Here is a 26,253-nt window from a genome sequence, read left to right on the forward strand (position 1 = left end):
TCTCCAAGGGTTTTTACGCGGCCTCAGCCTTGCGAAGGCTGGTGCCGGTGAATGTCTGCAGCCAGAGTTGCGTCGAGAGGACGCCGACGAAGGCCGCGTTGTCGCGGAAACCGGAGGCCGGGCGCGACCGGCATTTCTCGTAGAGTTTCGTTACCGCTTTGGCATTGAAGAGCCCACCGGCGGCGACCGCGTCCTCGCTCATGGCCGACCGCACATAGTCGAGTTCGCCCGCGCCGCTGAAGGAGTGGCTGTCCGGAGCGCGATAGGGCTGCTTCGTCCGCCGGCCGATCGCCGGCGGCAGCAGATCTTTCGTCGCTTCGCGCAGGATATGCTTCTCGACGAGCCCTCTGAGTTTCATGTCCGGCGGCAGCTTTGCGGCGAATTCGATGAGGCGGTGGTCGAGGAACGGGAAACGGCCCTCGATCCCATGCGCCATCGCCATGCGGTCGCCCTGGCTCGAGAGAATATATCCGGGCAGCAGGAAGCGGCTTTCGAGATATTGGGCCTGATGCAGCGGATGCCAGCGGCCGAAGGCGGCGGGGAGCCGGCTGACCAATTCTTCCGCCGCATCATAACCCTTGAGTTCGGCGCGCAGGTCCGAGGAGAAGAACATCTTGGTTGCCGCCGTGCCTTTGAGGCGTGGTCGATGCGAAAAGAGCGGGTCGTCGAGGGCAACGTCGCCGGCGCCGAAAAAGGCGGCGAGATACTCGGCCGACTGCTGCTGCAAACCGGGCAGATAGGGGTAGAGCTTGCGGAAGAGGTGCGGCCTGAGGCGCGAGCCGGGCTGCCGGCCGCAGAAGCGGCGAACGCGCGCTTCCTTGAAGATGTCATAACCGGCGAACACCTCGTCGGCGCCCTCGCCCGTCAGCACGACTTTCAGACCCGCTTCCCGCACCAGGCCGGACAATTTGTAGAGCGGTGCGGGCGCCGTGCGGATGATCGGCTTCTCCGTAAAGCGGATGACATCGGGAAAGTCCCTGGCGATGTCGCCGGCGCGGCATGCGACAGCCCTGTGCTCGGTTCCGAGTGCCGCTGCCATCTCCTCCTGGAATGCGCTTTCGTCATGCTCCGCGCTGTCGAAGGTGACGGAGAAGGTGCGCAAGCCTTGGGACGTCATCCCAGCCGCCAACGCCGAGATTATGGACGAATCGAGGCCGCCGGAAAGATAGGCGCCGACGGGCACATCGGCCCGCATGCGGATCCGCGTCGCGTCCGTCAGGAGCGCGCGCAGTTCGTCCGCAGCGCGGCTTTCCTCCGCGTAGGCAGAGCGCTCGTCGCGGTCCGGATAATCGAGCTGCCAATAGGACCGTGTCGTGATGCCGTTCTGATCGGCGATCATCAGATGCCCGGGCTCGAGCTCGTGGATGTCACGGAAGGGTGTGCGCGGCGCGATCGGCGCCCACAGCGTGAATATCTGGTCGAGCGCGATCGGGTCGATCTCCGCGGAAACCCCCGGAACTTCGAGGAGCGCCTTGACCTCGGATGCGAAATAGAGCGTGCCGCCTTTCAACGTGTGGAAGAGTGGACGCACACCCATGCGGTCGCGCGCGAGCACCATCCGGCGCCGGCGTGCGTCCCAGATCGCAAAGGCGAAGTCGCCGTTGAGGAGGGAAAGACAATCCGCGCCCATCTCTTCGTAAAGATGGAGGATCACCTCCGTATCGCTGGAGGTGCGGAAACGGCGGCCCCTGGCGCGCAGGTCATCGCGCAACTCCACATAGTTGAAGATTTCGCCGTTGAAGGCGATCGTCAGCTCGCCGCTCGGGTCGGACATCGGCTGCTGGCCGTCCCCAAGCCCCACAATCGACAGCCGGACATGACCGAGGCCCGCACCCGGCACGGTGAAGATCCCACGCTCGTCCGGCCCGCGGTGGCCGATCGCGGCCGTCATCCTCTCGAGAAGGGGCTTACCGTCCCGTATTGAACCAAGATACCCGCCGAGTCCGCACATGCCTATTCGCTCTCACGCCCGCAATGACACCCTAAATATAGACTGAATACCGGCGAGAATAGTTAATCAGCGGGGCTTTTTTCAATAATGGTAAATTGTCTTCTTGGCCTCGATAATAATTACCGCATCCCTTCCCGCATAATATTCACATTTACTTTGATACGTTTTTATGCTTATTTTACTAAAATGGGATGCATCAACAAATCATCCAATCTTAACGGATGGATAACGGGACCGCGCGCCACCCAGGTTCTTTCACATTGCAGGCCTCGAGGCGTGGAACCGCGCAGTTTCCATTTTGTTAAGAAAAAGCGTCCAATCTTAACGTTTGAGCTGCACATCTCGGAGCACATGATGAGCTACGATTGGACCGGCGAGCGGACACGTCGGATGAAGATGATGAGATATGCGATCGCCATTGCCCTCGCCCTTGGGCTTATCGCCGGCGCGGCATCCTGGACGTTGCAGACCATCTAGGCCTGTTGAGATTCATTTCGAGTTTATGACGGCTGCTGCGAGATGGATATTCGCGTTGACGCCCGGGTCGGCTTTGTCGGCACGCATGGCGATGCGCTTGGATTCCTTGAGTACCGACCGCGCGCCACTTCAGCCCAAGGACTTGGTCTGGCTGGATTCCTGTGACAAGCACAGGAATGAGGGACCGGGGATGTGCGACTGCTACAGCTTTCACTTGCGAATATGCGGGGAATGATCAGCCTGTGACGCAACTAAACGCGCCGAGGGGTTGCACCCTCTCTACCCTCATCCCTGTGCTCGTCACAGGGATCCAGCAGCGCCGCGTCTGCGGCGCGGGAAGCGTTCTTTCAGCCCAAGGACCTGGTCTGGCTGCATTCCTGTGACAAGCACAGGAATGAGGCGATCAAACAAACCGCGGCGGGTGGACCGAATCTCAACAGGACTTAGGCCGTCTCGCATTCGGCTTGCCCGGCAGGCAAACGCGCCCGATACATCTTTTCTAACTCGAATTGAGTAAACGCTAAACCTTGACGCGAGCGCCCGCCGGGAGTGAAATCCGGGTTGAGGCGTATGCCTTGAGGCCGCCCGCCGAATGCTATTGAGGAGGCGGCCTCACCAGTTTCGAGGGGACGATAGGTGGACCCCGCCGCATAACCGATCAGCAGCAGCGCGGGTTCACCTATCGGGTCAGGCCAGTTCGAGACATACCAGGACGCTATATTTTCACGTTTTGCGTAATGGCGCGGGAACAAAGCAGTTCCTTGCGTGTTCTTCGACGCAGCCGCGTGGAGGGTCGAATGCAGAGAAAATTCATGCCGACGGACGTATTCCTGCGCCTCGAGAAGGAATGGCAGCACATGCGCCATGCAAAGCACAATCTCGAGATCGAGGCCGTTCCTGCGAACGACCAGCGCATCGACGGTATCAATGAACTGGAGCCCTCCGCGATTCCGCGGAACGCCCATAGGAGCTAGTCCGCTTCGTCCCCCCAGATTACCAATCATCGCGTTCTACTATCGACGATCCGGAATTCCGCCATATCGGGCAGCACCACCGCGCCCGCCGAAACATCCAGCAGTCCGCCGGGCAGCGTCACGGTGATCGAATTCAGCCTCGACGACCAGAATTTCACGGCGCTCGAAGCCGGTCCTCTCGATCCTTTCCCGGTCTTTAACGGCACCGCGCTCACGACTTCGTGGCTGCAGAGTAGCGCCGCAGGGGTTATTATCCCGCCCCATGAGCCACAGGCTCGAGAGCTTCAGGCCGAAGGGAGCGATCGATGACCTTCACGCGGCGCGCAGTCGTTCAGGGGCTAGGTATCCGTATGTCGCTGCCGCTCATGCCGGGGGCGTGGGGCCAGGCTGCCGACCTCACGACGCGGGTCATACCGAAGAGCAAAGAAGCGCTGCCGCTGGTCGGCCTCGGCACCTGGATCACTTTCAACGTCGGAGACGACCCCGTCCTGATGGACGAATGTGCCGCCGTGATCGCTGCCTTCTTCGAAGGCGGCGGTCGCATGATCGATTCCTCGCCGATGTACGGATCCTCCCAGCCGACCATCGGCTACGGCCTCCGTAAGCTCGGACATCCGAAGCGGCTCTTCTCGGCGGAAAAGGTCTGGATATCGGATCCCGGCGACGGCGCGGCCCAGATCGAGGCATCGAAGGAATACTGGGGCGTCGAGAAATTCGATCTCATGCAGGTTCACAATCTCGTCTCCTGGGAAGAGCACCTGCCCGCGCTCTTAGACATGAAGGCGGCAGGCCGGCTGCGCTATGTCGGCATCACCACCTCGGAGGGGCGCAGGCACCGCGAGATCGAGGAGGTCATGGCGACCCGGCCGATCGATTTCGTCCAGGTCACCTACAATATCCTCGACCGCGAGGCGGAGGAGCGCATCTTGCCGCTGGCGCAGGAGAAGGGCATTGCCGTGATCGTCAACCGGCCGTTCCGACAGGGCGATCTGATCCGGCAGGTCGAAGACGAACCGTTGCCGGCTTGGCTTGCGGAGACCGGCGCCCGCAGCTGGGCGCAGTTTCTCCTGAAGTTCATCATTTCGCATCCGGCGGTCACCTGCGCAATCCCCGCGACTACGCGCGTCGACCATGTACGGGAGAACCTGGAGGCTGCGAGAGGCATCCTGCCCGACGAGAAGCTGCGCCGCCGCATGGCCGCCCATGTGGAGGCGCTGTGAAGCACGATCCTGTCGCACGTGATATGGATTTGACGTGATGTCGGACTGGGGGACCTACACGCTCGCGGATTTCCTGATGTTTTCGCCGCGCGTCTATTTCCGCCTTGTCGAACGCTACAATCAGGGACTCTGGCCGCTTCAGCCGGTCTTCGTCGCGGGCGCGCTTGCCATCCTTTTCGCCACTGCGACGGACGGACGGCGCGCCCGCGCCGCGGCCATGGCGACGCTCGCCCTGGCCTGGCTCTTCTGCGCGTGGCAATTTCTCTGGCTGCGTTACTCCACCATAAACTGGGCGATGTCCTATGCGACGGCGGCCTTCATGCTGCAGGCCGGTCTGCTGCTTCTCGCGGTCCGGTGGACGCAAGGCGGCGTATTGCCCGCGAACAGCCTGCGCCGCCGTGGCGGCATCGGCCTGATGGTCTTCGGCTCGCTCGGCTATCCTTTCGGCCCGCTGCTTGCCGGCCGCGCGCCCGCCTCGGCCGAAACCTTCGGGGCAATGCCGGACCCGACCGTTGCCGTGACCCTCGGCGCCCTTCTGGCGCTCATGCCGCAGAAGCTGTGGCTGCTTCTGCCCATTCCGGTCCTCTGGTGCGTCTTCAGCGCGCTCACCCTTCTGGCCATGGAGGATGCAGGCGCCTGGGTGCCACTCGCGGTGATCGTCGCGACATTTGTCCTCCTCGTCGTCAGACGTTGACGGGAGCTCACTCCTTCACCGCTCCCGTCATCGACGAGACGTAATAATCGACGAAGAAGGAATAGAGAATGACCACGGGCAGCGAACCGAAGAGTGCACCCGCCATCAGTGCGCCCCATTCGAAGACGTCGCCGCGCACGAGTTCCGTCAGCACGCCGACCGGTACTGTCTTGTTTTCGGAAGACTGGATGAATGTCAGCGCGTAGATGAACTCGTTCCACGAGAGCGTGAAGGCGAAGATGCCGGCCGATATCAGGCCCGGCACGGCGAGCGGCAGGATGATCTTGACCAGAATCTGCCAGCGCGTGGCTCCGTCCACCAGCGCGCTTTCTTCCAGTTCGAAGGGGATCGAGCGGAAATAGCCCATCAGGAGCCATGTGCAGAACGGTATGAGGAACGTCGGATAGGTGAAGATCAGCGCCAGCTTGGAATCGTAGATGCCGAATTTGAAGACGATGAAGGCGAGCGGAATGAACAGGATCGACGGCGGCACCAGATAGGCGAGGAAGATCAGCAGCCCGACGGGCCGCGCGCCGGTGAAGCGCACCCGCTCGATCGCATAGGCCGCGAAAACCGATGCGGCCAGCGACAGGATGGTCGAGCCTACGGCCACCAGCATCGTGTTCCAGAGCCAGCCCGGATAGGAGGTCTCGAAGAGCAGATACTTGATGTGGTCGAGCGTCGGACGGACCACCCAGAAAGGGCTGTAATTGTTGTAGTCGGTCAGCTGCGCGTTCGGCTTCACCGCCGTGATCGCCATCCAGTAGAAGGGGAAGAGCAGTACGAAGACGAAGACCGCCATCGGCAGGTAAAGCACGACGATCCGCCGCGGCAGGCGGTTCAGGTAGCTCATGCCCTCGGCCGTGTCGGTGAGGACCTCGTCATCGGTTCGTGTGGTCGTGTTCATTTTGTCCTCCCGCTCAATCCTGGCCGCCCTGCTGCCATTTGCGGCGTTGCAGACCGAAGAAGCTGAACATGATGGCGGCAAGCAGGAAGGGGATCATGGCGACGGCGATCGCCGCCCCCTCCCCGAGCTGCCCGCCCGGAATGCCGCGCTGGAACGAAAGCGTCGCCATCAAGTGGGTTGCATTGACCGGCCCGCCCTTGGTCAGCACGTAGATCAGCTGGAAATCGGTGAAGGTGAAGAGCACCGAGAAGGTCATGACGACCGCGATGATCGGGGTCAGCATCGGCAGGGTTACATAGCGGAAACGCTGCCAGCTGGTGGCGCCGTCGAGCGAGGCTGCCTCCTGCAGCGAAGCCGGGATCGTCTGCAGGCCGGCCAGAAGCGAGATCGCCACGAAGGGAATGCCGCGCCAGACATTAGCGGCGATGACGGAAGCGCGCGCGTTGTTCGGGTCGCCCAGGAAGTTGATCGGCCCGTCGATGATGCCGAGCTGCATCAGCGACCAGGAGATGATGGAAAACTGCGAATCGTAGATCCACCAGAAGGCGAGCGCCGAAAGCACCGTCGGCACGACCCAGGGCAGGAGCACGATCGCGCGGAAGAAGGATTTGAAAGGCAGGTTTTCGTTCAGCAGCAGCGCCAGCCAGAGCCCAAGCACGAATTTCAGGATCGACGCCACGAAGGTGTAGAGCAGCGTGTTGTAGACCGAGAGCCAGAAGACCGAATCCCGGGCCAGGAACTCGTAGTTCTCGATCCCGATGAAGACGCCGTCGCGGCCTATGCGTGTGTCGGTGAAGCCGAGCCAGACGCCCAGCCCGAGCGGATAGGTCAGAAAGCAGATCAGAAAGACGGCTGCCGGCAGCATGAAAAGGAAGCCGAGCACATTGTTGTTCTGCATCAGCGAAGCCGTGGTGGATGGCTTTCCGGACGGCGTTATGGAGGACATCGGGCTTCTCCGGCTGGAGGAACGGATCTCGAGGCATTTGCCGGCAGCGTTTGCTGCCGGCTTGAGGCGGCCCGTGGGCCGCGTCAGACGCGATAATAGCGGTTCGCCCGCCGTTCGGCCTCGATGATGGCGTCTTCCGGCGTTGCCTGGCCGGTGACCGCACTGGCGAACATGTCGACCAGGACGTAGTCGGCCATTACGCCTGCCGAGGCATAGCCGAGCGGTCCGGCGTAGCCGTTCGGCCGCAGCGTCTCCGAGGCGCGCGCATAGGGCGCGTGGATCGGGTCCGAGGTCCAGACCGGGTTGTCGGCAAAGGCCTTCAGCGGCTGGCAGCAATAGGCGCTCGATCCCTCGATCCAGGCGTTCATCTGGTCGGCTTCCATCATGAACTTGAGATAGGCCTTGGCGGCCTCGGGATACTTGCTGTGCTTGAAGAGCAGGATCGAGCTCGTCTGGTGGAGTTCGACGCTCTGGCCGACCGGACCGACCGGGAAGTTGGTCGTGCGGATGTCGGCCGCAAGCTCCGCAAGGGCCGCGTCCTTCTTGGCCGCATAGTAGAGCGAGACGCCGTTTGCCGTCAGCGATACCTGGCCCGCAAGGAAGGCGCGGTTGTTGTTGATGTCGAGCCAGCTTTCGGTGCCCGGGATGAAGGTCTCGTATAGCGACTTTGCGTAGTTGACCGCTGCGAGCGTCTCCGGGCTGTTGATCGTGACCTTGCCGCTCTCGTCGACCATCTTGCCGCCATGGCTCCACAGCAGCCAATGGGCGTAGTTGTTGCCGTCGCCGACCGCTTTGCCGTGGGGGAAACCGGCCGGGGTTCCCTTGGCCTTGAGGGCCTTGCAGAGTTCGAGAAAGCCGGCCGTGTCCTTCGGGAATTCACTGAAGCCGGCCGCTTTCATGTGGCTCTCGCGGTAGCAGACGGCGTTGCCGATCGCGGCCAGCGGCATGGCGATGAACTGGCCGTCGCGGCTCGCATACCCCTTCAGGCCGTCGTACCATCCTCCATATTTGTTGCCGAGATAGTCGGCGAGCTCCGTCAGGTCGACGAGCTTGTCGGGATATTGATGTGCGTCGTCGAACCAGCACATCACCATATCCGGACCGGAGCCGACATTGGCGGCAACCGCGGCCTTCGGCCGGATGTCCTCCCAGCTTTCCTTGTCGATGCGAACTTCGACGCCCGTGGCTTCGGTGAACTTCTTGGTGTTGGCGATCCAGGCGTCTTCATCGCCCTTGACGAAGGGCGTCCATCTGAGAAGCCTGAGGCTTGCCCCCTCCTCCGGCTTGTAGCTCGGCTCGGCCTGCGCGAAGGACGGGCGGATGCCCAGACCCGCAACGCCGGCGAGTGCGGCGGAGGTTGCGAGAAAATCACGTCTCTTTATCGGCATGCTACTCCTCCTCAAAATGCGGGAGCGTCTTCCTCCGGCATTCACCGTCCCGCTTGGCGAATGCGGCTTGAGCGATGCCGGCGATTGCCTGGCATCTTTATGGGCCACGAAGGCTCCTCCCTTCGTCAGCGACGTCAGCCGACCAGCCGCCGTCCCGTTCCGGCGTCGAACAAGTGCACATGCGCGGCATCGATCGCGAGATGGATCGTTTCGCCGGGCTTGGCATTCACCCTCTCGCGGAAAACACAGGTCACATCGTGCCCGCCGAGCCTTGCGATCAGCTGCGTCTCATAGCCGGTCGGCTCGATCACCGCGATTTCGGCCGGCAGCCCGTTCGGGTCGAGCGCCATGTATTCGGGCCTGAGACCGTAGACGAGATCGCGCCCTTGGGCCGCTGCCGCCGGCTGCGCCACGGGCAGAGCCGTTCCGTCGGCGGTGAGGAAGGCATTCGGATTGTCCGGATCGAGGCGGCCCTTGAGCATGTTCATCGCAGGCGAGCCGATGAAACCGGCCACGAAGAGATTGGCGGGGTTGTCGTAGAGCTCGAGCGGTGCGCCGATCTGCTCGACGATGCCGTCATGCATGACGACGATCTTGTCGGCCATGGTCATCGCCTCGATCTGGTCGTGCGTCACGTAGACGGTCGTGGTTTTCAGCCGCTGATGCAATTCCTTGATCTCGGCGCGCATGGCGACGCGCAGCTTCGCGTCGAGGTTGGAAAGCGGTTCGTCGAAGAGAAACACCTGCGGGTCGCGCACGATCGCCCGCCCCATGGCGACACGCTGTCGCTGACCGCCGGAAAGCTGACGCGGATAACGGTCCAGCAGCTTCGCAAGGCCGAGGATTTCGGCCGCCACGCCGACGCGCTTGTCGATTTCGGATTTGGGTCTGCTTGCCAGCATCAGGGAGAAGGCCATGTTGTCGGCGACAGTCATATGCGGATAGAGCGCATAGTTCTGGAACACCATGGCGATGTCGCGGTCCTTCGGCGGCAATCGGTTGACCACCTGATTGCCGATGCGAATTTCGCCCGCGGTGATGTTTTCGAGACCCGCCAGCATCCGCAGCAAGGTGGATTTGCCGCAACCGGAAGGGCCGACGAGAATGACGAACTCGCCGTCCTCGATCTCGATGTTCACGCCCTTGATGACAGGGAAAGCACCGAAGGACTTCCGAACATCGACAAAATCCACGCCTGCCATTTGCGTTCCTCCCAGAACTGATCTTTACCCTTGCGGTCGCCAAATTCATCGTTTGCGCGATCGCGCCAGGCTGAAAACCTCTTTTTATCCGCGGCCGACCAGCGGCATCCTGGTCGCCATCACGGTCATCGTTAGAACATTGGCCGAGAGCGGCAGGCTCGCCATGTAGACGACCGCCTCGGCGATGTGCTCGATCGGTATCGTCGGCTCCGCCGCAACCTCGCCATTGGCCTGCAGCACGCCGGTGCTCATCCGCGCCGTCATGTCGGTCGCAGCATTGCCTATGTCGATCTGACCGCAGGCGATGTCGTGCATCCGGCCATCGAGCGCCGTCGATTTCGTGAGGCCGGTAATGGCGTGCTTGGTCGCGGTATAGGGCGCCGAATTGGGCCGCGGCGTCTGCGCGGAAATCGAGCCGTTGTTGATGATCCGGCCGCCCCGCGGCGTTTGCGCCTTCATCAGCCGGAAGGCATGTTGCGTACACAAAAAGGCGCCCGTCAGGTTCGCCGCGACGATACCGTTCCACTGTTCGAAGCTCACCTCTTCGAGGGGCACGGGCGGCACGTTCGAGCCGGCATTGTTGACGAGGAGGTCCAGCCGGCCGAATTCCGCCCGGACGGCGGCGAAGAGAGCCGCGACCTGATCCGGATCGCCGACGTCGCAGACGACCGCGCGGACGATATTGCCGGTCCGCCCGCTTATTTCGCCGGCCGCAGCCTCGAGTACATCCGGACGGCGGCCGGTGATGACGACGCTGTAGCCTTCCTCACTCAAGGCCTGGGCTATGCCCCGGCCGACACCGGTCCCGCCGCCCGTGACCAGCGCGATCCTGCCCTCGCCCGATCCCTTCGCCTGGGCCATCTCAGATCCTTCCTCCGAGTTCGTCTTCGATATGGATGCGGATGATCTCGTCGAAATTGCTTTCGGCCGTAAAGCCGAGTTCTCGTGCACGGCGGGCATCGAAGTCGGTCGCCCAGCCGGAGACGATCGTGCGGATCACCGGGTCCGGTTCGCGGCGGATGAGGCCCACGGCCTTCCGGCCGGCAATGCGGCCGAGCGCCTCGATCTCCTCGCCGACCAGCGCCGAAAGCCCCGGCATGGTGAGGTTTCGCCGCGGTCCGATGATATCGGTATCCATTCGCGCCGCATGGATGAAGAAGCCCACGGCCGAGCGCGGGCTCGCGAACCAATGCCGGACATTCTCGTCCACGGGCAGGATAGCCTCCTGGCCGACGAGCGGCTCGCGCAGGATGTTGGAGAAGAAGCCGGATGCGGCCTTGTTCGGCTTTCCGGGCCGTATGCAGATGGTCGGCAGCCGAATGCCGATACCGTCGAAGAAGCCGCGGCGGGTATAATCGGCGAGCAGCAGCTCGCAGATCGCCTTTTGCGTCCCGTAACTGGTGAGCGGCGTCGTGAAGAACTCGTCGCCGATCTTTTCCGGGAACGGCTGGCCGAAGACGGCGATAGAGGAGGCGAAGAGGACGCGCGGGAGGTAGCGCTCGCGCTGTCCCTCGCGGCGGATCGCCTCGAAGAGCGCACGCGTGCCGTCGAGATTGACCAGGTAGCCTTTGTCGAAGTCGGCCTCCGCCTCTCCCGAGACGATCGCCGCGAGGTGGAAGATCACGTCGGGCCGCGACGCGATCAGGCGCTCTGCGCTGCCCTCGGTGGACAGGTCGATGGCAAGCGTCGTCGCAAGCGACGAAAGCGCCGGAGGCACGGGCGGCTCAGCCACGTCAGCCAACGTCAGGCTGGCGATCTCGCGTCCCAGAGATCCGGGCTCCGCGGCCAGCCTTTCGACCAGCTTCCGGCCGATCATGCCGGCGGCACCTATGACCATTACATGCATATTCGGCGAACCTCCTCCTGTTCAGCCACCCGGTCGGTCCTGCTCAGCTTGACTTTCTGTTCGTTCCGTCTGCCTCCTCGTCCGCCAGCAGAGCCTTCGTCGTCTCATAGATCCGGATCAGATGATGGTGAAAGGCGGCAACGACGGCCGCCCGGTCATGCCGCCTCAAGGCGGCGACGATGTCGCTGTGATCCTTGTAGCTCGCTTCGATTGCTCCCGGCCGTGACATGGCGCTGCGCCGGTAGTCCATCATATAGGTGTAAAGGTCGGTGACAAAATCGGAGAGCAGCGGATTGCCGCAGGCCCGGTAGATCGCCACGTGGAACTCGCGGTCGCAGATCAGAAAGCGCATCGCGTCGTCACCGCAGATCTTCTGCGCATCGAGAAGGCTGTCAAGCTTGCGCAGCGCCTCTTCGTCGATGTTTTCGGCCGCGTCGCCGACCACCTTCAACTCGATATGGAGTCTTGCGGCGTGAACGTCCTCGAGATCGTAGCTGTCGATCGCGTTCGGTGAAGCGATCGTCACTGTGACATGGCTGAGATCGACATTCCCGACGCGGGTTCGGCTTCCTTGCGACACCTCGACCACACCGCGCGCCGCCAGCGTCTGGATTGCGCCGCGCACGGTCTCGCGGCTCACATGGAGCACGCTCGCAAGCTCGCGTTCGCCCGGCAGCACGTCGCCGGGCCTCAGCATGTTGGTCGCAACCAGCACCATAAGCTTGTCGGCGATGAGGTCGCGCGCGGTACGGCGCTCGAGGCTCTTCCCGACTTTCGGCATATGCGTGAGGATTGGACTTCCGTTCACCGCGGCCTCCCAACTGATCCACTGGTTGGTCCAGCAGATCAGTATGACGAATAGAGGGCTTATCGGAAGGTGCGGTCAAGACAGGTTCGTTGCGGCAGCGCACCAATAATGCACGGCGCCGTTGTGCGGCGCCGCGGGACCGGACACGCTCGGCCTGCCCCTCATCCGCCTGCCGGCACCTTCTCCCCGCAAGCGGGGCGAAGGGACTAGCCGGCCAGCTTAGTGGCCCCAAGGATTTTTCAGGGCAGGTCCCCTCTCCCCGCCGGCGGGGAGAGGGCTAGGGTGAGGGGCAAAATGCGGATCCAGACCGGTTGAGAATAGACGCAGGGAGGCACTCTATCCGTGATCATGTCCCTCATGGTCGCCGAGCGACGGCAGGTCGAGGCTGAAGGTTTTGGCAAGATCGGCGACTTGCTGCGGGCTGAGATAGCGGGGATTGAGGTTGCGCAGCAGCAGGTAGAGCTTTGCGGTCTCTTCCAGTTCCTCCGTCGCAAAGACCGCGGCCTCCAGACTGTCGCCGGCGACGACGGGACCGTGATTGGAAAGCAGCACGGAGGAATATTTGCCCGCAAGCCCGCGGATCGCATCGGCGACTGCCGGGTCTCCGGGGCGGTAATAGGGTACGAGCGCAGTCTCCCCGGCCCGCATGAGGTAATAGGGCGTCATCGGCGGAAGGGCCGCTTGCGGATCGATCTCCGGCAGCATCGTCAGCGCGACCGCGTGGGTCGAATGGAGATGCACGATGGCGCGGGCGCTGCCGCGCGTCTCGTAGAGGGCGGAATGAAGCGGGATCTCCTTGGTCGGCTTGTCGCCCGAGACAAGCCGACCGCCGGCATCGAGGCGCGAAATACGCGCTGGATCGAGGAAGCCGAGCGAGGCATTGGTGGGCGTCACCAGCCAGCCGCCGTCATCGAGTCTCATCGATATGTTTCCGGAAGAGCCGGGGGTCAGGCCCCGCTCGAAGAGGGACCGGCCGTAGCGGCAGATTTCCTCGCGAAGACGCGTTTCGGACATTGGTGGTCCTTTCGTTCAGGCTGTATCGCCTTCGATCAGTTCAAATCCAAGATCGGCGATGTGAGACGGGTGATCGTTGATGACCAACTCGGCCGCCAGCTTTCCCGTCGCGACGCGAGGCGTGCGAATGGTCGTCAGAGGCTGCGGCGTGGCCTGGCCGATATCGAGGCCGTTATGGCCGAAAAGGGCGAGCCTGGTTGGGACGGAAATGGCGCGTGCAAGACAATGAAAATATCCGCCGAGCGCCATGTCGTCGTTCGAGAAATAGACCGCATCGAGTCCCGGCGCCCTTCGAAGAAGCTGATCGAGCCCCGCCCGACCGCTCCCAACCGAAGAAGCGCCCGGACGGATTTCCCGATCCACAAGGGCGACGCCGGCCAGGTTCAGCGCTTCACGGAAGCCGTCGAAGCGTTTGCCGGCGCGTGTGTCGCGGTCGAGATCGTGGCCGACATAGCCGATCCGGCGATAACCGCGCTTCAACAGGAATTCGGCGCTCGCCCGACCCGCCTCACGATTGGAAAAGCCGACCGCCAGGTCTATGGCGCTCCCGTCGATGTCGAGCAGTTCGACGACGCGACAGCCGCTCGCCCGCAGCATCTTGAGTGTGCCCTCCGTATGCTCGAATCCGGCAAGCATCACCGCCGTCGGCCGCCAGGCGAGCATGGCGGCGACGAGGGCCTCCTCGCGCTCCGGCTCATAGTCCGTCACGGAAAAGACGGCCTGATAGCGATTTTCCTCCAGAACGGCGCCTGCACCCCGCAGCACGTCCGGGAACACGATGTTGGTGAGCGACGGGATGACGAAGGCAACGAGCCGGGACCCGGCCGAGGCCAAGGTTCCGGCAATCCGGTTCGGCACGTAGCCAAGCCGCTCGACCGCATCCAACACGCGCTCGCGGGCCTTGCCGGAGAACGAGCCGTGATTGCGCAGCACGCGGGAAACCGTGCTCTCACCCACGCCCGCGGCTTCCGCCACCTCTGCGAGCGTTACGGGTGTCTGCTGCTTGAAGTCCGTCGCCACTTCGCGCCTGTCCAGTTTGACGAGACCGTTCACGGCTCTCATCGACTTCATAGGCGGATTTTTTTGGCAGCGCTACCAATTTTGGTTGGCAGCGCTGCCAAAAATCCCTAGAACGAGTGAGCGGCAACTGGAGGGAGACGAAATGACATCGAAGATCGCAGTGCTCGGGCTCGGCTCGATGGGCTTCGGTATGGCGTGCTCGTTGAAAAGCGCGGGCCTCGACGTGTTTGGCTACGACGTTGCCCCGCCCGCAGTGGAACGTTTCGTCGCCGAAGGCGGTCGCGGAGCGGGCACGCCAGGCGAAGCCGTGACGGGCGCCGACATCGTCGTTTCGGTGGTCGTGAGCGGCGCGCAGACCGAAGCCGTTCTGTTCGGCCGGGACGGCGTTGCAGACGCGATGAAGCCCGGCGCCGTCTTCATATCGTCCGCGACAATGGATCCGGCGATCGCGCGCGACCTGGCGCAGCGGCTCGAAGGACTGGGGTTTCACTATCTCGACGCGCCGATCTCAGGTGGCGCGGCAAAGGCATCGAAGGGCGAACTGACGATCATGGCGTCGGGATCGCCGCAGGCCTTCGCCGCCGCCCGACCGGCCCTCGACGCCATGGCCGCCAAGGTTTACGAACTCGGCGAGACCGCCGGGACCGGCGCCGCCTTCAAGATGATCAACCAGCTTCTCGCCGGCGTGCACATCGCGGCCGCCTGCGAAGCGATCGCCTTCGCGGCGAAACAAGGGCTGGACCTCGACAAAGTATACGAGGTGATCACCGCCTCGGCCGGCAATTCCTGGATGTTCGAGAACCGCATCCCGCATGTGCTGGCGGGAGATTACGCCCCGCTGAGCGCCATCGAGATTTTCGTGAAGGACCTCGGCATCGTCCAGGATATGGCGCGCGCGGAGCGCTATCCGGTGCCGCTCGTGGCGGCCGCACTGCAGATGTATCTTGCAGCCTCGGGCGCAGGCATGGGGCGCGACGACGATTCCTCCCTCGCGCGGCTCTACGCCCAGCTCTCCGGGGCCACGTTGCCCGGCACAAATAACCCCTAAGGAAGACGCGCATGCCCGTTTTTGCCGCCAATCTGACGATGATGTTCACCGAGTGGCCGTTCCTCGACCGCTTCGACGCGGCGGCCGACGCCGGGTTCGCCGCCGTCGAGTACCTTTTTCCCTACGAGGTGCCGCCGGAAGCGATCGCCGAACGGCTTGCCCGCAACAGGCTCGAGCAGGCGCTGTTCAACCTGCCGCCGGGCGATTGGGCAGCCGGCGAGCGCGGAATCGCCGCCCTGCCCAGCCGCTTCGACGGGTTGAAATCGGATGTCGACAAGGCGCTCGACTACGCGGCGGCGACCGGCGCCAAGCGCCTGCACCTGATGGCTGGTCTTGCTGATCCGCGCGACCCGGAGGCCGCATCCCGTTACCGCCGCTCGGTCGCCTATACCGCCGGGCGCCTGGCCGACGAGGGCATCGATCTCCTCGTCGAGCCGATCAACGGGCGCAACATGCCGGGATATTTCCTCAACGATTTCGGGACCGCCGAGCGGCTCATCGCCGAACTGGCGCTCCCCAACCTGAAGCTGCAGTTCGACATCTATCACCGTCAGATCCTGCACGGCGACGTCGCAATGGCGCTCCGCCAACTGATGCCGGTCACCGGCCACATCCAGATCGCCAGCGTGCCCTCGCGGCACGAGCCCGATGGCGAGGAATTGAACTATCGCTACCTCTTTGATGAAATCGACCGGCTCGGCTATGGCGGCTTCGTCGGCTGCGAATATAACCCGCGCGGCCGGACGCTGGACGGCCTCGGCTGGTTCAAACCCTTTCGACGGAGCTGACCCATGACAATCCTGCTCGGATCGATCGCCGACGACTACACGGGCGCCTCCGATCTCGCGAATACGCTGACGAAGAACGGGCTTCGCACCGTGCAGACGGTCGGCATTCCCGATCCGTCGCTCGCCCTGCCCGACGTCGATGCGGTGGTCGTTTCCCTGAAGATCCGGTCGGTCGCAGCGGAGGAGGCCGTGGCCGCCGCTCTCGCGGCCGAAAGCTGGCTGCGCGGCCGAGGCGCCGCCCATGTGCTCTACAAGATCTGCTCCACCTTCGATTCGACGGATCTCGGCAATATCGGGCCGGTGACCGAAGCGCTTCTGAGCGTCTCGGGCGGCGACATCGCCCTCGTTACGCCGGCCTTTCCGGAAACGGGGCGAACCGTCTATCTCGGCCATCTTTTCGTCAACGGCCAGCCGCTTGACGAAAGCCCGTTGAAAGACCACCCGCTCAACCCGATGCGCGATGCCAATCTGGTGCGGGTGCTCACCCGCCAGTCGCGCGGCAAGGCCGGCCTCATCGACCTGCCGACCGTCACGCGCGGAGCCGATGCGGTAAAGGCACGGCTCGATCGGTTACGCGCCGAAGGCGCCGCCGCGGCTATCGCGGATGCCGTCTTCGAACGCGATCTCGAAACGCTCGGCGAAGCGGCGCTCGAAATGCCCGTCTCCACCGGCGCGTCCGGCCTGGGTCTCGGCCTCGCTCGCGCGCTTCTGCGCTCCGGCCGCGCTTCGGCAAGCGACGGGGAAAGCGACGCCATCCGCCCCGTCGGCGGTCTTGCCGCGGTGGTCGCAGGCAGCTGTTCGGCGGCAACGCTGAAGCAGCTCGACGCGGCGGAACGCCATATGCCGGTGCTGCGGCTCGACACGGAAAAGCTCCTCGCCGGATCGGACGAGATTTCCGCAGCCGTCGGCTGGGCCGGGGAACGGATTGCTCAAGGCCCCGTCGCCATCGCCGCGAGTGCCGCGCCCGAGGTCGTTTCGCGTCTGCAGGCGCGCTACGGGCGAGAGGCATCCGGGCACGCGATCGAAACGGCGACCGCCGCGATCGCCGGCGAACTGGTAGAGCGCGGCGTGAGACGCCTCGTCGTCGCCGGCGGAGAGACCTCCGGCGCGACCGTCGACAGGCTCGGCATTCCGGCTTTCCTGATCGGTCCGGAGATCGCGCCCGGCGTCCCCGTGCTGAGGACGATCGGCACTGCCGGAAACGAGATGTTGCTGGCGCTGAAATCGGGCAACTTCGGCGGCGAGGATTTCTTCGCCACGGCGCTGTCGATGATGCGGTGAGAGAGAAGGCGGGCGGTCCCCCTCGTATCCGCCGCCCGCCCGCTGCACGCTTCCTCAAATCGGACCGAGTAGAGCATGCAGACTTTGCGTTTGCCGCAGCGCGTCCGCGCGACGGCTCTTACAGGCCGTTGTCCTTCAGGATCTGCGCGGCGTTTTCCTTGGTCACCTTCATCGTGTCGAGCGTGACGGTCTTTTCGACCTTTTCCCCCTTCAGGAACTTCACCGCCTGGCGTAGACCCTCTGCTCCCGGCGTCGCATAGAGGAAGGTCGCGGTCAGTTCGCCATTGTTGACCCAGGTCACGCCTTCGTTCGGGAGCGCGTCGATGCCAATGAACTTCATTTCCTTCTCACGACCTGCGTCCTTCGCCGCCAGATAGGCGCCATAGGCCATCGGATCGTTGTGGCCGTATACGAGATCGATCTTCTCGTTGTTGCGCAGCGCCGTCGCCATGATGTTGTAGGCCTGGTCCTGCTTCCAGTCGCCGGATTGCTGATCGAGCAGGTTCTTGATGCCAGGCTCCTTGTCGGTGAACTCGTGGAAGCCGTCGTGGCGGTCGTGCGCCGGCTGGGTGCCCATGCCGCCCCATATCTCGACGATATTGCCCTGAGCCTTGCCCTTTCCGCCGAGAAGCTCGACCGCATATTCGCCGGCCGCGCGGCCGATCAGTTTGTTGTCGCCGCCGACGAACTGGGTGTACTGGTCGGTCTCGACGTTTCGGTCGAGAACGAAGACCGGGATCTTGGCATCGATCGCCTGCTGCACCACGCCGGTGAGCCCTGCGGACTCTTTCGGCGACACGAGCAAGGCATCCACCTCCTGGCGAATGAGGTTCTCGACGTCGGCCACCTGCTTTTCCGTCCTGTCCTCACCGTCGGTTATGATCAGCTCGACGTCCGGATGCTTTGCCGCCTCGGCGATGATGTCCTTGTTGAACTGCGCACGCCACGGTTCGATCGTCGTCGCCTGGCTGAAGCCGATGCGAAACTTCTTGTCCTGGGCCAGGGCGTCGTGCGCCGGCATGAGCACGGTCGTCGCGGCGAGAACGGCGGCGACCGCCGTCAGTTTGATGATGTCACGGCGTTTCATTTCTTCTTTCCTCCCATTGTCATGGATAACGTCTCTCCGGACGTCCGCTCCTCGGCGGACGTATCTCCTTGAGTCGGGCGCCGGCTTGCGCCCGGCAGCCGCAATTGCGCGAGAAGGTCGTAGGCATTGCGCTCCTGAACGAGCACCGTGCCGATGATGATCACGCCCTTCAGCACCAGCTGAAGATTGGAATTGATGTTGTGGAGCTGCAGGATATTGGAGAGCAGGCCGAAGATCAGGACGCCGCAGAACGTCCCGGCAAGGCTCCCGCGCCCTCCCATCAGGCTCGTCCCGCCGATGACCACCGCCGCGATCGCATCCAGTTCGAGGCCCGCGCCGGCGTCCGGCTTGCCCTGCCGGTACTGCGCCACATAGAGGACCGCGGCGATGCCCGCGAGAAGACCCGATACCGCATAGGTGACGATCTTCACCCGGCCCGCATTGATGCCGGAAAGGCGCGCCGCCTCCTCGTTTCCGCCGATCGCATAGACATAGCGGCCGAAGGGGGTGAACCGCAGCACCGCGCCATAGAGAAGAATCGCGACGATGAAGAATATGCCGGGCATCGGCACGATGCCGAAGACGAGCTGCCGCAGCATATCGAAATCGGCGGTCGCATTGCTGCCGGTATAGACCGGCAGAACGGCGTTGTTCTGCCCGGCGGTGAGCCGGGCGATGCCGAGCGCCGTGACCATCATGGCAAGCGTGACGATGAAGGGCTGCAATCGTCCGACCACGATGATCGCGCCGTTGACCGCGCCGAACATGAGTCCGACCGCCGGCGCCACGAGCAGAACGCCGAGCACGCCGAATTTCGTCTGCATCTGAGGCAAGAGGAAACTTAGAACCAGGGCACAGAGAACGATGCCGGCTGCGGCGGGCAGAACGGTACCGCGGGTCCGGTCAAGCCGGATGTCGCGGACATGTGTCACGCCCGCACGTGATTTCTCGATATTCAGGAAGACGAAGCGTACTGCCGCCGCACCGCCGACCAGAACGGCAAGCCCGACGGACGGCAGCCCCAGATAGAGGGCGGCCGTGTCCCCCGGAACGGTCAGGAGCATTGCGCAGACGACGGTACAGATCGCCATCAGCGAGCCGACCGAAAGGTCTATGCCGCCGGTCAGAATGACGGCCGTCATGCCGGTGGCGATCAGCCCGGTGGTCGATACCTGCCGCAACACGTCGAGGAGATTGCCGGAGGAGAGAAAGATGTTTCTGCCCGACGACGTTACCGGCGAGGACAGGACTCCGATCAGGAAGATGGCGATCAGCCCCCAATAGAGTTTCGTACGGGAGAGAGCCCTCAGGAAATTCATGCAACCGCCCTTCCGCGTGCGCTCCGCGGGGCGGCGAGCTGCATGATGCGCTCCTCGCTCGCCTCCTCCCGGGAGACGAGCCCGGTCTGCCGTCCCTCGGCCATCACCAGAATGCGGTCGGCGAGGAGCAAAAGCTCCGGCAGTTCGGAACTGACCACCACGATCGCCAGCCCGTCGCCGGCGAGCTTGAAGATGAGATCGTAGATCTCGCGCTTCGCACCGACGTCGATGCCGCGCGTCGGCTCGTCGAGAAGAAGGACACGCGGACCGGTCGCCAGCCACTTGCCGATGACGACCTTCTGCTGGTTGCCGCCGGACAGGGTTCCGGCCGCCTGGTCGGTGCTCGCGCAGCGCACGCCGAGCGCATCGACTGCCCCTTTTGCGAGCGCACGCTCGCCTTCGAAGGAGCGCAGCCCGAATCGGGCGAGCCTTCCAACAAGCGGCAGGGCCACATTGTCTCTGATCGATTCGTGAAGATGCAGCCCCTTCGCCTTGCGGTCCTCCGTCACCAGAGCAAAACCGAGGCGGCGAGCATCGCGTGGCGAGCGGATATCGACGGCGATGCCGTCCAGCCGGATATCACCGCCGCGAAGGCCTTCATTCGATGCAAAAATTGTCTCCAGGATTTCCGTGCGCCCCGCGCCGAGCAAGCCGCCGATGCCGAGGATCTCGCCGGCGCGAACGTCGAAGCTCACGCCCTTCAGCACGTCGCGCCAGCCATGGCGTCCGGGCACGGCAAGCGACAGGTCCCTTACCGAAAGGACGGGCTCGCCCTCGCCGTTGCCCCGGTCGGCCGGGTGCGCGTCGAGGAGGTTGCGGCCCACCATTGCGGCGATGATCGTATTCTCGTCCAGTCCGGCCATCGGCCGGGTCCAGACATGCCGGCCGTCGCGGAAGACGGTGACCCGATCGCTGAGCTGCATGACCTCGTCGATCCGGTGCGAAATATAGATGATGCCGACGCCGTCGGCCGCGAGTTGCCGCATGATCTTGAAGAGGCGCCGACACTCGCCGGGCGAAAGCGCCGAGGTCGGTTCGTCCATGATCAGAATGCGCGCTTCGACGGAAAGGGCCTTCGCGATCTCGACGAGCTGTTGTTCGCCCACCCGCAACTGCCCGACGCGCGCCTCCGGGTCGAGTTCGATGCCGAGACGGTTCAACAGCCCTCGTGCGGCCTCCAGGCTCGCCTTGCGATCCACGAAAAGACCGGCGATCACCCGTTCGCGGCCGAGAAAGATGTTGTCGGCGACGCCGAGTTCGGGGACGAGGTTGAGTTCCTGATGGATGATGGCGATTCCGGCCGCCTCGGCATCGCGCACATTGGAGAAGCGGGCGGTTTCTCCATCGACGCGGAAGGTGCCCTCGTAGTCCGGGTAGACGCCGGACAAGACCTTCATCAGCGTCGACTTGCCGGCGCCATTCTCGCCCATGAGCGCATGGATTTCGCCCGCGCGCAGTTCGAAGCGCACATCCTTGAGCGCCGCGACGACGCCGAACGATTTCGAAACCGCTTCGGCCGCCAGAACTGGCCGGCCGGATTCTTTGGTGACCGAATCACGGGGGATAGCATCGCGCATGATATTGGCAGCCTCCCTACCGCCGACATCTGACGCTCTATTCGCCTATTTCCTGCAGCCTATTCTAAACGTTTCGACACTGTCAAGCAGGCGGTTCCGGACTTGATTGCCTAATTCCAGCAATTCAAATACAGTTTCGCGAGCAAATCATCTAAACGTTTCAGAAGAAATGCAGCAGCGACGAAATTCTCGGAAATCCGGTGCACCGACCATGCTCGACGTCGCCAAGGCGGCGCATGTCTCTGTGGCGACGGTCTCGGCCGTGATCAACGGCTCGGCCCCGGTCAGTCCGGAATTGCGCAGCCGCATAGAGCAGGCGATCGGCCTCATAGGCTACAAGCGCAACGCGATCGCCCGCAGCCTCAAGCTCGGCACGACCCGCACCGTAGGCCTGATGGTTGCCGATATCACCAATCCCTTCTTCACCGATGTCGTGGCAGTGATCCAGGACGTGCTGCATCGGGCCGGCTACGCCGTGATGCTCTGCTGCAATGACGAGGACGTTGCCTTGCAGGACGAGCAGATCGCCCTGTTGATCGACCGGAGCGTGGACGGCCTGATCATCGCGCCGGCCGGAGACGACGAGACGCTGAAGCGCATGATCGCTAGCGCCAATCTTCCAACCGTGCTGATCGACAGGCTTTGCGACGGCATCGACACCGATGCGGTCGTGCTCGACAATCGTCGCGCGGTTCAGGATGCAACGGTCTATATGCTCGGCCTCGGCCATCGGCGCATCGGCTATATTTCGGGCTCGCTCGACACTTCGACCGGACGGGAGCGTCTTGCCGGCTATCGGGCAGCGTTGGAGGCGGCGGGCCTCCCCTGCGAGGAGGACCTGATCCGGATCGGCAATTTTCGGGAGAAGGACGCCTACACCGCGGCGATCCAGCTGCTGACAAGTCCCGAGCGGCCAACGGCGATTTTCTCCGCCAACAACCTGATGGTCATCGGGGTGATGAAGGCGATCCGGGATATCGGCCTTCGCTGCCCGGACGACGTTTCGGTCGCAAGCTTCGACGATTTTCCCTGGGCCGACGTCTTCCAGCCGCATCTGACGACGATCGCCCAGCCAGTCCAGGCGATCGGCGAACAGGCCGCGCAGCTCGTGCTCGACCGCCTTTCCGGCGCTAGCCCGGAAGCGCCACGCCGGCTCGTGCTTCAGGGAAGACTGGTGATTCGCGACTCCTGCCGGCCGGCCGGCAGCCTGACGCCGCGCGCGATCGCCTGACCCATTTTCGCACAAGGATCGCGTTATCGGGGCGTCAGTCGTCGTGCAAGGCGCGAGCGATCGGCGGGCCGAAATTCAAATCGCGGAACCTTGCCGCAAAGCCCGCGCGCTCCGGCGAACAGGCCGTGACGCCGGCCTCGGCATCAGCGGCGGAAAAGGGACAGAGCCGCGCCATCTGCCACCGTTCCTCGCCAAAGCGGAATTGCACCCGCACCGCATCGCCATGCCGCGTTAGCCGCACCTCCAGTGGGTCCGAAGGCGCCCTTGCGTGCAACGGAATGACCGACCAGTCCGATACGCCGCGTGTCACGACCACGCTGAAATGCATCAGCCCGTCAGTATATTCGATACCGCATTTGATCCAGTTCTGTTCGTCGAGCCGCAGCATCAGACCGGCCTGGTCGTAAAGCTGCTCATACTGGCCGACGATCGTCGCCGAGGCGGTGAAATCGCCTGAAACCGGACGAAGATAGGCATGTCCGCTGTCGCGCACGAAGCCGTAGAAGGTTTCGCGCCAGAAATCCGTCTTGGCGTCGGTCTTGAGCGACAGATCGCGTTCGTCGCCCTCCCAGCTTGCCGGCTCGTTCAGCCAGCGATACGCGCTTGCCATTCTGTCCCTCCATCCGTCCGTGTTTAATTGCTCGGCAGCTGTCGCGCGGCCCACTCGCTCTTCGGGATCGCCTTGCCGATCGCGAAGCTGAAGGAAGTGACCGATGTCGTCTCGGGGCTCACTTCGCATTCGAAGTCGATGGCGTACCATGTCGACCGGCTGCGGAAGGCGCCGCCATCGGCGTTCAGGCCTGTCGGCGAGATGAAGCCCCCCGAAGGGCCGAAGGGAACGAGCATATCCGGAAAGGCGCCGGGCATTTCGCGCCGCACCTGCTCGAGCGCTTCGATGCTGCAGAGCTGCACGATCCGCTTCTTCGGCGGCAACCTGCCAATCGCCTGTTTCACACGGGGGTCCGACAGGGCGTTTTCAGAATAGAGTTCCTTCGCCTGGACGAGCTGGTTCGACTGGTGTTCGGCCATGGCCTCGGCCGGCTTTTGCGCCGGGTCCGCCCTTGCTTCCTCCAGAACCGGTTTCTCCTGGGGAACAGCTGCAGCCTGCGGCGTGGCTGCGGCATCGGCCGCCTCTTTCGCTGCGCTCGGGGCATCGACGCGCAATTCCGCAAGCGCGGTCCTGCTTTCCGCCGGCTTTTCGCTGGCGGTGTTTTCCGTTTTTGCCGGGGCGGGACGCGAGGCCTCCGGCTTCTCGCTCGGCGTTTCGGACTTCTTCGGCGCGGCCGGAGGCAATTCGGGCCGAGGCGGCTTTTCCGTTTCGACCGGCGCTGCGGCCGACTCGAATGCCTCAGGCTGAGGACGCGTTTGCTCGCTCTTGGCCACGTTCGGCTTTTGCTCGGGCTTTTCCGCACTCTTCGGCTGCGCAACGAGCTCGACGCTGACGCTTTGCTCCTTTGCCGGCGCAGACAATTCCGGCAGCCGAACCAGCAGCAAGAAGGCGAGCGCCAGGTGCAGGGCGAGCGAGGTCGGCATGCCCCAACCGGTTTTTCCCCACATTTTCCTGGCGAAGTGCTGCATTGCTCAAAGATCACGGACTCGGAAGCACCGAACCTAAGAGTTCGAGCGCCCCGCAACAAGTGCGGGGCACGCGTCGGTCAAGCGTATTCGACCTGATAAGGCTTTTCGAAGAAATGCTCCTCGAGATTGCACCCGCTGCCGCCGCGGTCGATGACGACGAATTCGGAGGTCGAACGAAGCGGCGTCAGAATTCCGTGCCAGACATTTTGCGCGATGTTGACCCCCTGGCCCGGCGCGGTCTCGAAGGCTATCGGCTCTCCGGGTTCCCCGCCTTCGTCGGGCGCGACGACCACGAGAAAGGGATTTCCCGTCAGCGGGATGAAGGCCTGGCTTCCGAGCGGGTGCCGTTCCACCATCTTCAGCGTCAGGGGGATCTCGTAGGGCTCGCCCTTCAAGAGGCTGACCAGCGTTCGGGCTTCCGGGCCGCTCGTCTCCACCTTCGCAAGGTCGTGATAGCGGATGCATTTGCCGGCGTTGATCGGAAAGCTCTTCGCATCGTCAGGCTCGATGACGTCGCCGAAGGGCGCGAACTCGCCGTGCGAAAGCGGGCGGATCGGTAGAGGTATCATGGTCTTTCCTCCCTGGTTGACCAATTGCCTTTGGGTGCCGGCACCGATCACTGGATCAGCACCGCCCTGAAATCATTGACGTTCGTGCCCGTCGGCCCCGGCTTGAAAAGGTCTCCAAGCGCATCGAAGGCCACCCAGCTGTCGTTCTTCTGAAGCAGCGCGGCGGCATCCAGGCGCCGCGCCAGCAGGCGCGCGATCGTCGTATGATCGGCGAAGGCGCCGGCATTGTCCTCGGATCCGTCGATGCCGTCGGTATCCGCGGCGAGCGCCGAGATCCCGCCGATACCGTCGATGCCGAGCGCCAGCGACAGCAGGAACTCGCTGTTGCGCCCGCCGCGACCTTCGCCCCGGACCGTCACCGTCGTTTCGCCGCCGGAAAGGATGAGGGCGGGCTTCGGAAAGGGACGGCCGCGCAGCGCCGTCTCGCGCGCGATGGCCGCATGAACGAGCCCGACATCGCGTGCCTCCCCTTCGATCGCATCGGAAAGAATGACGGCCTCTACGCCCGCGAACCGGGCCTTGGATGCCGCGGCCTCCAGCGAGGCGCCTGCCGAAGCGATCAGCCGCACCTCGTTGCGGGCAAGGCGCGGATCGGAAGGTCTCGGCGCATCCGCCGCAGCGCTCGCCAGCCAGCGCATGACCTTTTCCGGCAAAGCGAGGCGATAGCGCTCGACGATCTTCAGGGCGTCGTGGCGGCTGGCTGCGTCGGCGACCGTCGGGCCGGATGCGACCAGCGCCGCGTCGTCGCCGGGAATGTCGGAGACGACGAGAGAGACGACCCTTGCCGGATGGGCCGCGGCGGCAAGGCGGCCGCCCTTGATCAAGGAAACATGCTTGCGCACCGCGTTCATCGCTCTGATCGGCGCGCCTGACGCAAGAAGCGCCCGATTGACGGCGATTTCATCCTCGAGCGAAAGCCCCGGTGGTGGTGCGGGCAGGAGCGCCGAACCGCCGCCGCAGATCAGCGCCACGACCAGGTCATCCCCGGTCAGGCCACTGACCGCCGCGAGGAGCCGCTTGGATGCCTTCAGCCCGCCCTCGTCCGGCAAGGGATGGGAGGCTTCGAGCACCTCGATCTGGCGGCAGTGCGCGCCGAAACCGTAGCGCGTGACGACCACGCCGCTGAGCGGCCCCTCCCAGGCGCATTCGAACGCCCGGGCCATCTGAGCAGCGCCTTTGCCGGCTCCGATGACGACCGTGCGCCCCTTCGGCCGCTCCGGCAGATTTGCGGCGATGACGCGTTCCGGATCAGCAGCGGACACCGCAGAGGCGAACAGGCTCTCCAGGAATTGACGCGGGTTGGCGATGGCGGCCATTGTTCCTCCCGT

General features: G+C 63.8%; 25 protein-coding genes and 1 pseudogene. 8 read left to right on the forward strand and 18 right to left on the reverse strand.

From position 1 onward, the window contains the following. Positions 1-13: 13 nt before the first annotated feature. On the reverse strand, positions 14-1,951 hold the full coding sequence (asnB, locus tag AC5J09_RS09620) for an asparagine synthase (glutamine-hydrolyzing) (RefSeq protein ID WP_324764595.1): 1,938 nt from the start codon (positions 1,949-1,951) through the stop codon (positions 14-16). A gap of 354 nt (positions 1,952-2,305) precedes the next feature. Here asnB and AC5J09_RS09625 point away from each other — a divergent pair, with 354 nt between their 5' ends. After that, a complete protein-coding gene (locus AC5J09_RS09625; protein ID WP_013850378.1) occupies positions 2,306-2,428 on the forward strand; it encodes a hypothetical protein in 123 nt (40 codons plus the stop codon). A 443-nt stretch (positions 2,429-2,871) separates the two neighbouring features. On the opposite strand, the gene AC5J09_RS09630 is transcribed toward AC5J09_RS09625, so the two are convergent. Beyond that, entirely contained in the window at positions 2,872-3,393 is a 522-nt protein-coding gene (locus AC5J09_RS09630; protein ID WP_494297682.1) for a hypothetical protein, read from the reverse strand. 48 nt (positions 3,394-3,441) lie between these two features. Here AC5J09_RS09630 and AC5J09_RS09635 point away from each other — a divergent pair. From AC5J09_RS09635 to AC5J09_RS09645, 3 genes and pseudogenes are all read left to right on the forward strand, one after another. Further along, a pseudogene (locus tag AC5J09_RS09635) lies at positions 3,442-3,591 on the forward strand (VOC family protein); the annotation flags it as partial. Between the two features lie 116 nt (positions 3,592-3,707). Then, positions 3,708-4,622, forward strand: a complete 915-nt coding sequence (locus tag AC5J09_RS09640; RefSeq protein ID WP_494297521.1) for an aldo/keto reductase — start codon at positions 3,708-3,710, stop codon at positions 4,620-4,622. A 37-nt stretch (positions 4,623-4,659) separates the two neighbouring features. After that, complete coding sequence (locus AC5J09_RS09645; RefSeq protein WP_324764593.1) at positions 4,660-5,316, forward strand: DUF6064 family protein; 657 nt, start codon at positions 4,660-4,662, stop codon at positions 5,314-5,316. Positions 5,317-5,323: 7 nt separating this feature from the next. Here AC5J09_RS09645 and AC5J09_RS09650 read toward each other — a convergent pair whose 3' ends face one another. The 9 genes from AC5J09_RS09650 to AC5J09_RS09690 form a co-directional block, all read right to left on the reverse strand. Then, positions 5,324-6,223, reverse strand: a complete 900-nt coding sequence (locus AC5J09_RS09650; protein ID WP_003526374.1) for a carbohydrate ABC transporter permease — start codon at positions 6,221-6,223, stop codon at positions 5,324-5,326. 13 nt (positions 6,224-6,236) lie between these two features. Further along, on the reverse strand, positions 6,237-7,169 hold the full coding sequence (locus AC5J09_RS09655) for a carbohydrate ABC transporter permease (RefSeq protein WP_010976183.1): 933 nt from the start codon (positions 7,167-7,169) through the stop codon (positions 6,237-6,239). Positions 7,170-7,252: 83 nt separating this feature from the next. After that, a complete protein-coding gene (locus AC5J09_RS09660) occupies positions 7,253-8,557 on the reverse strand; it encodes an ABC transporter substrate-binding protein (protein WP_018096271.1) in 1,305 nt (434 codons plus the stop codon). 134 nt (positions 8,558-8,691) lie between these two features. Next, entirely contained in the window at positions 8,692-9,759 is a 1,068-nt protein-coding gene (locus tag AC5J09_RS09665) for an ABC transporter ATP-binding protein (RefSeq protein WP_494297522.1), read from the reverse strand. Positions 9,760-9,843: 84 nt separating this feature from the next. Continuing rightward, complete coding sequence (locus AC5J09_RS09670) at positions 9,844-10,620, reverse strand: SDR family oxidoreductase (RefSeq protein WP_494297523.1); 777 nt, start codon at positions 10,618-10,620, stop codon at positions 9,844-9,846. Between the two features lies 1 nt (position 10,621). Then, positions 10,622-11,605, reverse strand: coding sequence for a D-erythronate dehydrogenase (gene denD, locus AC5J09_RS09675; RefSeq protein ID WP_324764590.1), 984 nt, complete (start codon positions 11,603-11,605; stop codon positions 10,622-10,624). Between the two features lie 43 nt (positions 11,606-11,648). Continuing rightward, entirely contained in the window at positions 11,649-12,413 is a 765-nt protein-coding gene (locus AC5J09_RS09680; protein ID WP_018096267.1) for a FadR/GntR family transcriptional regulator, read from the reverse strand. A 336-nt stretch (positions 12,414-12,749) separates the two neighbouring features. Beyond that, a complete protein-coding gene (otnC, locus tag AC5J09_RS09685; protein ID WP_324764589.1) occupies positions 12,750-13,427 on the reverse strand; it encodes a 3-oxo-tetronate 4-phosphate decarboxylase in 678 nt (225 codons plus the stop codon). Between the two features lie 15 nt (positions 13,428-13,442). Then, on the reverse strand, positions 13,443-14,447 hold the full coding sequence (locus tag AC5J09_RS09690; protein WP_100671616.1) for a LacI family DNA-binding transcriptional regulator: 1,005 nt from the start codon (positions 14,445-14,447) through the stop codon (positions 13,443-13,445). Positions 14,448-14,589: 142 nt separating this feature from the next. On the opposite strand from AC5J09_RS09690, the gene ltnD reads away from it, so the two are divergent. Genes ltnD through otnK form a run of 3 tightly spaced genes read left to right on the forward strand, consistent with a single transcriptional unit; the run spans position 14,590 to position 17,564 of the window. Next, positions 14,590-15,495 carry an L-threonate dehydrogenase gene (ltnD, locus tag AC5J09_RS09695; protein ID WP_324764588.1) on the forward strand — a complete coding sequence of 302 codons (906 nt, stop codon included), beginning with the start codon at positions 14,590-14,592 and terminating at the stop codon, positions 15,493-15,495. 11 nt (positions 15,496-15,506) lie between these two features. Then, positions 15,507-16,283 carry a 2-oxo-tetronate isomerase gene (gene otnI, locus AC5J09_RS09700; protein ID WP_127708091.1) on the forward strand — a complete coding sequence of 259 codons (777 nt, stop codon included), beginning with the start codon at positions 15,507-15,509 and terminating at the stop codon, positions 16,281-16,283. A gap of 3 nt (positions 16,284-16,286) precedes the next feature. Further along, entirely contained in the window at positions 16,287-17,564 is a 1,278-nt protein-coding gene (gene otnK, locus AC5J09_RS09705) for a 3-oxo-tetronate kinase (protein ID WP_494297524.1), read from the forward strand. 118 nt (positions 17,565-17,682) lie between these two features. Here otnK and AC5J09_RS09710 read toward each other — a convergent pair whose 3' ends face one another. Genes AC5J09_RS09710 through AC5J09_RS09720 form a run of 3 tightly spaced genes read right to left on the reverse strand, consistent with a single transcriptional unit; the run spans position 17,683 to position 21,547 of the window. Next, complete coding sequence (locus AC5J09_RS09710; RefSeq protein ID WP_324764586.1) at positions 17,683-18,651, reverse strand: substrate-binding domain-containing protein; 969 nt, start codon at positions 18,649-18,651, stop codon at positions 17,683-17,685. Beyond that, positions 18,648-19,970 (reverse strand): ABC transporter permease, encoded by a 1,323-nt coding sequence (locus tag AC5J09_RS09715; RefSeq protein WP_494297525.1) that lies wholly within the window; start codon positions 19,968-19,970, stop codon positions 18,648-18,650. Before AC5J09_RS09715 ends, AC5J09_RS09710 begins: the two co-directional genes overlap by 4 nt. Next, a complete protein-coding gene (locus AC5J09_RS09720) occupies positions 19,967-21,547 on the reverse strand; it encodes a sugar ABC transporter ATP-binding protein (RefSeq protein WP_494297526.1) in 1,581 nt (526 codons plus the stop codon). The genes AC5J09_RS09715 and AC5J09_RS09720 overlap by 4 nt, the downstream gene beginning before the upstream one ends. Before the next feature lie 211 nt (positions 21,548-21,758). On the opposite strand from AC5J09_RS09720, the gene AC5J09_RS09725 reads away from it, so the two are divergent. Continuing rightward, complete coding sequence (locus AC5J09_RS09725) at positions 21,759-22,778, forward strand: LacI family DNA-binding transcriptional regulator (protein ID WP_324764583.1); 1,020 nt, start codon at positions 21,759-21,761, stop codon at positions 22,776-22,778. A 34-nt stretch (positions 22,779-22,812) separates the two neighbouring features. On the opposite strand, the gene AC5J09_RS09730 is transcribed toward AC5J09_RS09725, so the two are convergent. The 4 genes from AC5J09_RS09730 to AC5J09_RS09745 all read right to left on the reverse strand — a co-directional run bounded on the left by AC5J09_RS09730 (position 22,813) and on the right by AC5J09_RS09745 (position 26,241). Further along, positions 22,813-23,388 carry a DUF1349 domain-containing protein gene (locus tag AC5J09_RS09730; protein ID WP_018096252.1) on the reverse strand — a complete coding sequence of 192 codons (576 nt, stop codon included), beginning with the start codon at positions 23,386-23,388 and terminating at the stop codon, positions 22,813-22,815. A 23-nt stretch (positions 23,389-23,411) separates the two neighbouring features. After that, the gene (locus AC5J09_RS09735) at positions 23,412-24,335 is read right to left on the reverse strand and encodes a DUF930 domain-containing protein (protein ID WP_494297527.1); all 924 of its coding nucleotides are present in this window, start codon (positions 24,333-24,335) and stop codon (positions 23,412-23,414) included. Between the two features lie 98 nt (positions 24,336-24,433). Next, on the reverse strand, positions 24,434-24,925 hold the full coding sequence (locus AC5J09_RS09740; RefSeq protein WP_275599381.1) for an ureidoglycolate lyase: 492 nt from the start codon (positions 24,923-24,925) through the stop codon (positions 24,434-24,436). Positions 24,926-24,972: 47 nt separating this feature from the next. Continuing rightward, positions 24,973-26,241, reverse strand: coding sequence for a glycerate kinase type-2 family protein (locus AC5J09_RS09745; RefSeq protein ID WP_494297528.1), 1,269 nt, complete (start codon positions 26,239-26,241; stop codon positions 24,973-24,975). Positions 26,242-26,253 lie beyond the last annotated feature (12 nt).

This window comes from Sinorhizobium sp., from assembly GCF_059070375.1.

What these genes read in the sequence shown, in the direction of transcription:
- AC5J09_RS09625 (WP_013850378.1), top strand. Translation starts at nt 2,306, where the DNA reads ATGAGCTACGATTGGACCGGCGAGCGGACACGTCGGATGAAGATGATG.
- otnC (WP_324764589.1), bottom strand. Translation starts at nt 13,427, where the DNA reads ATGTCCGAAACGCGTCTTCGCGAGGAAATCTGCCGCTACGGCCGGTCC.
- AC5J09_RS09745 (WP_494297528.1), bottom strand. Translation starts at nt 26,241, where the DNA reads ATGGCCGCCATCGCCAACCCGCGTCAATTCCTGGAGAGCCTGTTCGCC.
- AC5J09_RS09710 (WP_324764586.1), bottom strand. Translation starts at nt 18,651, where the DNA reads ATGAAACGCCGTGACATCATCAAACTGACGGCGGTCGCCGCCGTTCTC.
- ltnD (WP_324764588.1), top strand. Translation starts at nt 14,590, where the DNA reads ATGACATCGAAGATCGCAGTGCTCGGGCTCGGCTCGATGGGCTTCGGT.
- AC5J09_RS09665 (WP_494297522.1), bottom strand. Translation starts at nt 9,759, where the DNA reads ATGGCAGGCGTGGATTTTGTCGATGTTCGGAAGTCCTTCGGTGCTTTC.
- AC5J09_RS09670 (WP_494297523.1), bottom strand. Translation starts at nt 10,620, where the DNA reads ATGGCCCAGGCGAAGGGATCGGGCGAGGGCAGGATCGCGCTGGTCACG.
- AC5J09_RS09730 (WP_018096252.1), bottom strand. Translation starts at nt 23,388, where the DNA reads ATGGCAAGCGCGTATCGCTGGCTGAACGAGCCGGCAAGCTGGGAGGGC.
- denD (WP_324764590.1), bottom strand. Translation starts at nt 11,605, where the DNA reads ATGCATGTAATGGTCATAGGTGCCGCCGGCATGATCGGCCGGAAGCTG.
- AC5J09_RS09630 (WP_494297682.1), bottom strand. Translation starts at nt 3,393, where the DNA reads ATGGGCGTTCCGCGGAATCGCGGAGGGCTCCAGTTCATTGATACCGTC.
- otnI (WP_127708091.1), top strand. Translation starts at nt 15,507, where the DNA reads ATGCCCGTTTTTGCCGCCAATCTGACGATGATGTTCACCGAGTGGCCG.
- AC5J09_RS09640 (WP_494297521.1), top strand. Translation starts at nt 3,708, where the DNA reads ATGACCTTCACGCGGCGCGCAGTCGTTCAGGGGCTAGGTATCCGTATG.
- AC5J09_RS09715 (WP_494297525.1), bottom strand. Translation starts at nt 19,970, where the DNA reads ATGAATTTCCTGAGGGCTCTCTCCCGTACGAAACTCTATTGGGGGCTG.
- AC5J09_RS09720 (WP_494297526.1), bottom strand. Translation starts at nt 21,547, where the DNA reads ATGCGCGATGCTATCCCCCGTGATTCGGTCACCAAAGAATCCGGCCGG.
- otnK (WP_494297524.1), top strand. Translation starts at nt 16,287, where the DNA reads ATGACAATCCTGCTCGGATCGATCGCCGACGACTACACGGGCGCCTCC.
- asnB (WP_324764595.1), bottom strand. Translation starts at nt 1,951, where the DNA reads ATGTGCGGACTCGGCGGGTATCTTGGTTCAATACGGGACGGTAAGCCC.
- AC5J09_RS09735 (WP_494297527.1), bottom strand. Translation starts at nt 24,335, where the DNA reads ATGTGGGGAAAAACCGGTTGGGGCATGCCGACCTCGCTCGCCCTGCAC.
- AC5J09_RS09740 (WP_275599381.1), bottom strand. Translation starts at nt 24,925, where the DNA reads ATGATACCTCTACCGATCCGCCCGCTTTCGCACGGCGAGTTCGCGCCC.
- AC5J09_RS09725 (WP_324764583.1), top strand. Translation starts at nt 21,759, where the DNA reads ATGCTCGACGTCGCCAAGGCGGCGCATGTCTCTGTGGCGACGGTCTCG.
- AC5J09_RS09650 (WP_003526374.1), bottom strand. Translation starts at nt 6,223, where the DNA reads ATGAACACGACCACACGAACCGATGACGAGGTCCTCACCGACACGGCC.
- AC5J09_RS09645 (WP_324764593.1), top strand. Translation starts at nt 4,660, where the DNA reads ATGTCGGACTGGGGGACCTACACGCTCGCGGATTTCCTGATGTTTTCG.
- AC5J09_RS09660 (WP_018096271.1), bottom strand. Translation starts at nt 8,557, where the DNA reads ATGCCGATAAAGAGACGTGATTTTCTCGCAACCTCCGCCGCACTCGCC.
- AC5J09_RS09655 (WP_010976183.1), bottom strand. Translation starts at nt 7,169, where the DNA reads ATGTCCTCCATAACGCCGTCCGGAAAGCCATCCACCACGGCTTCGCTG.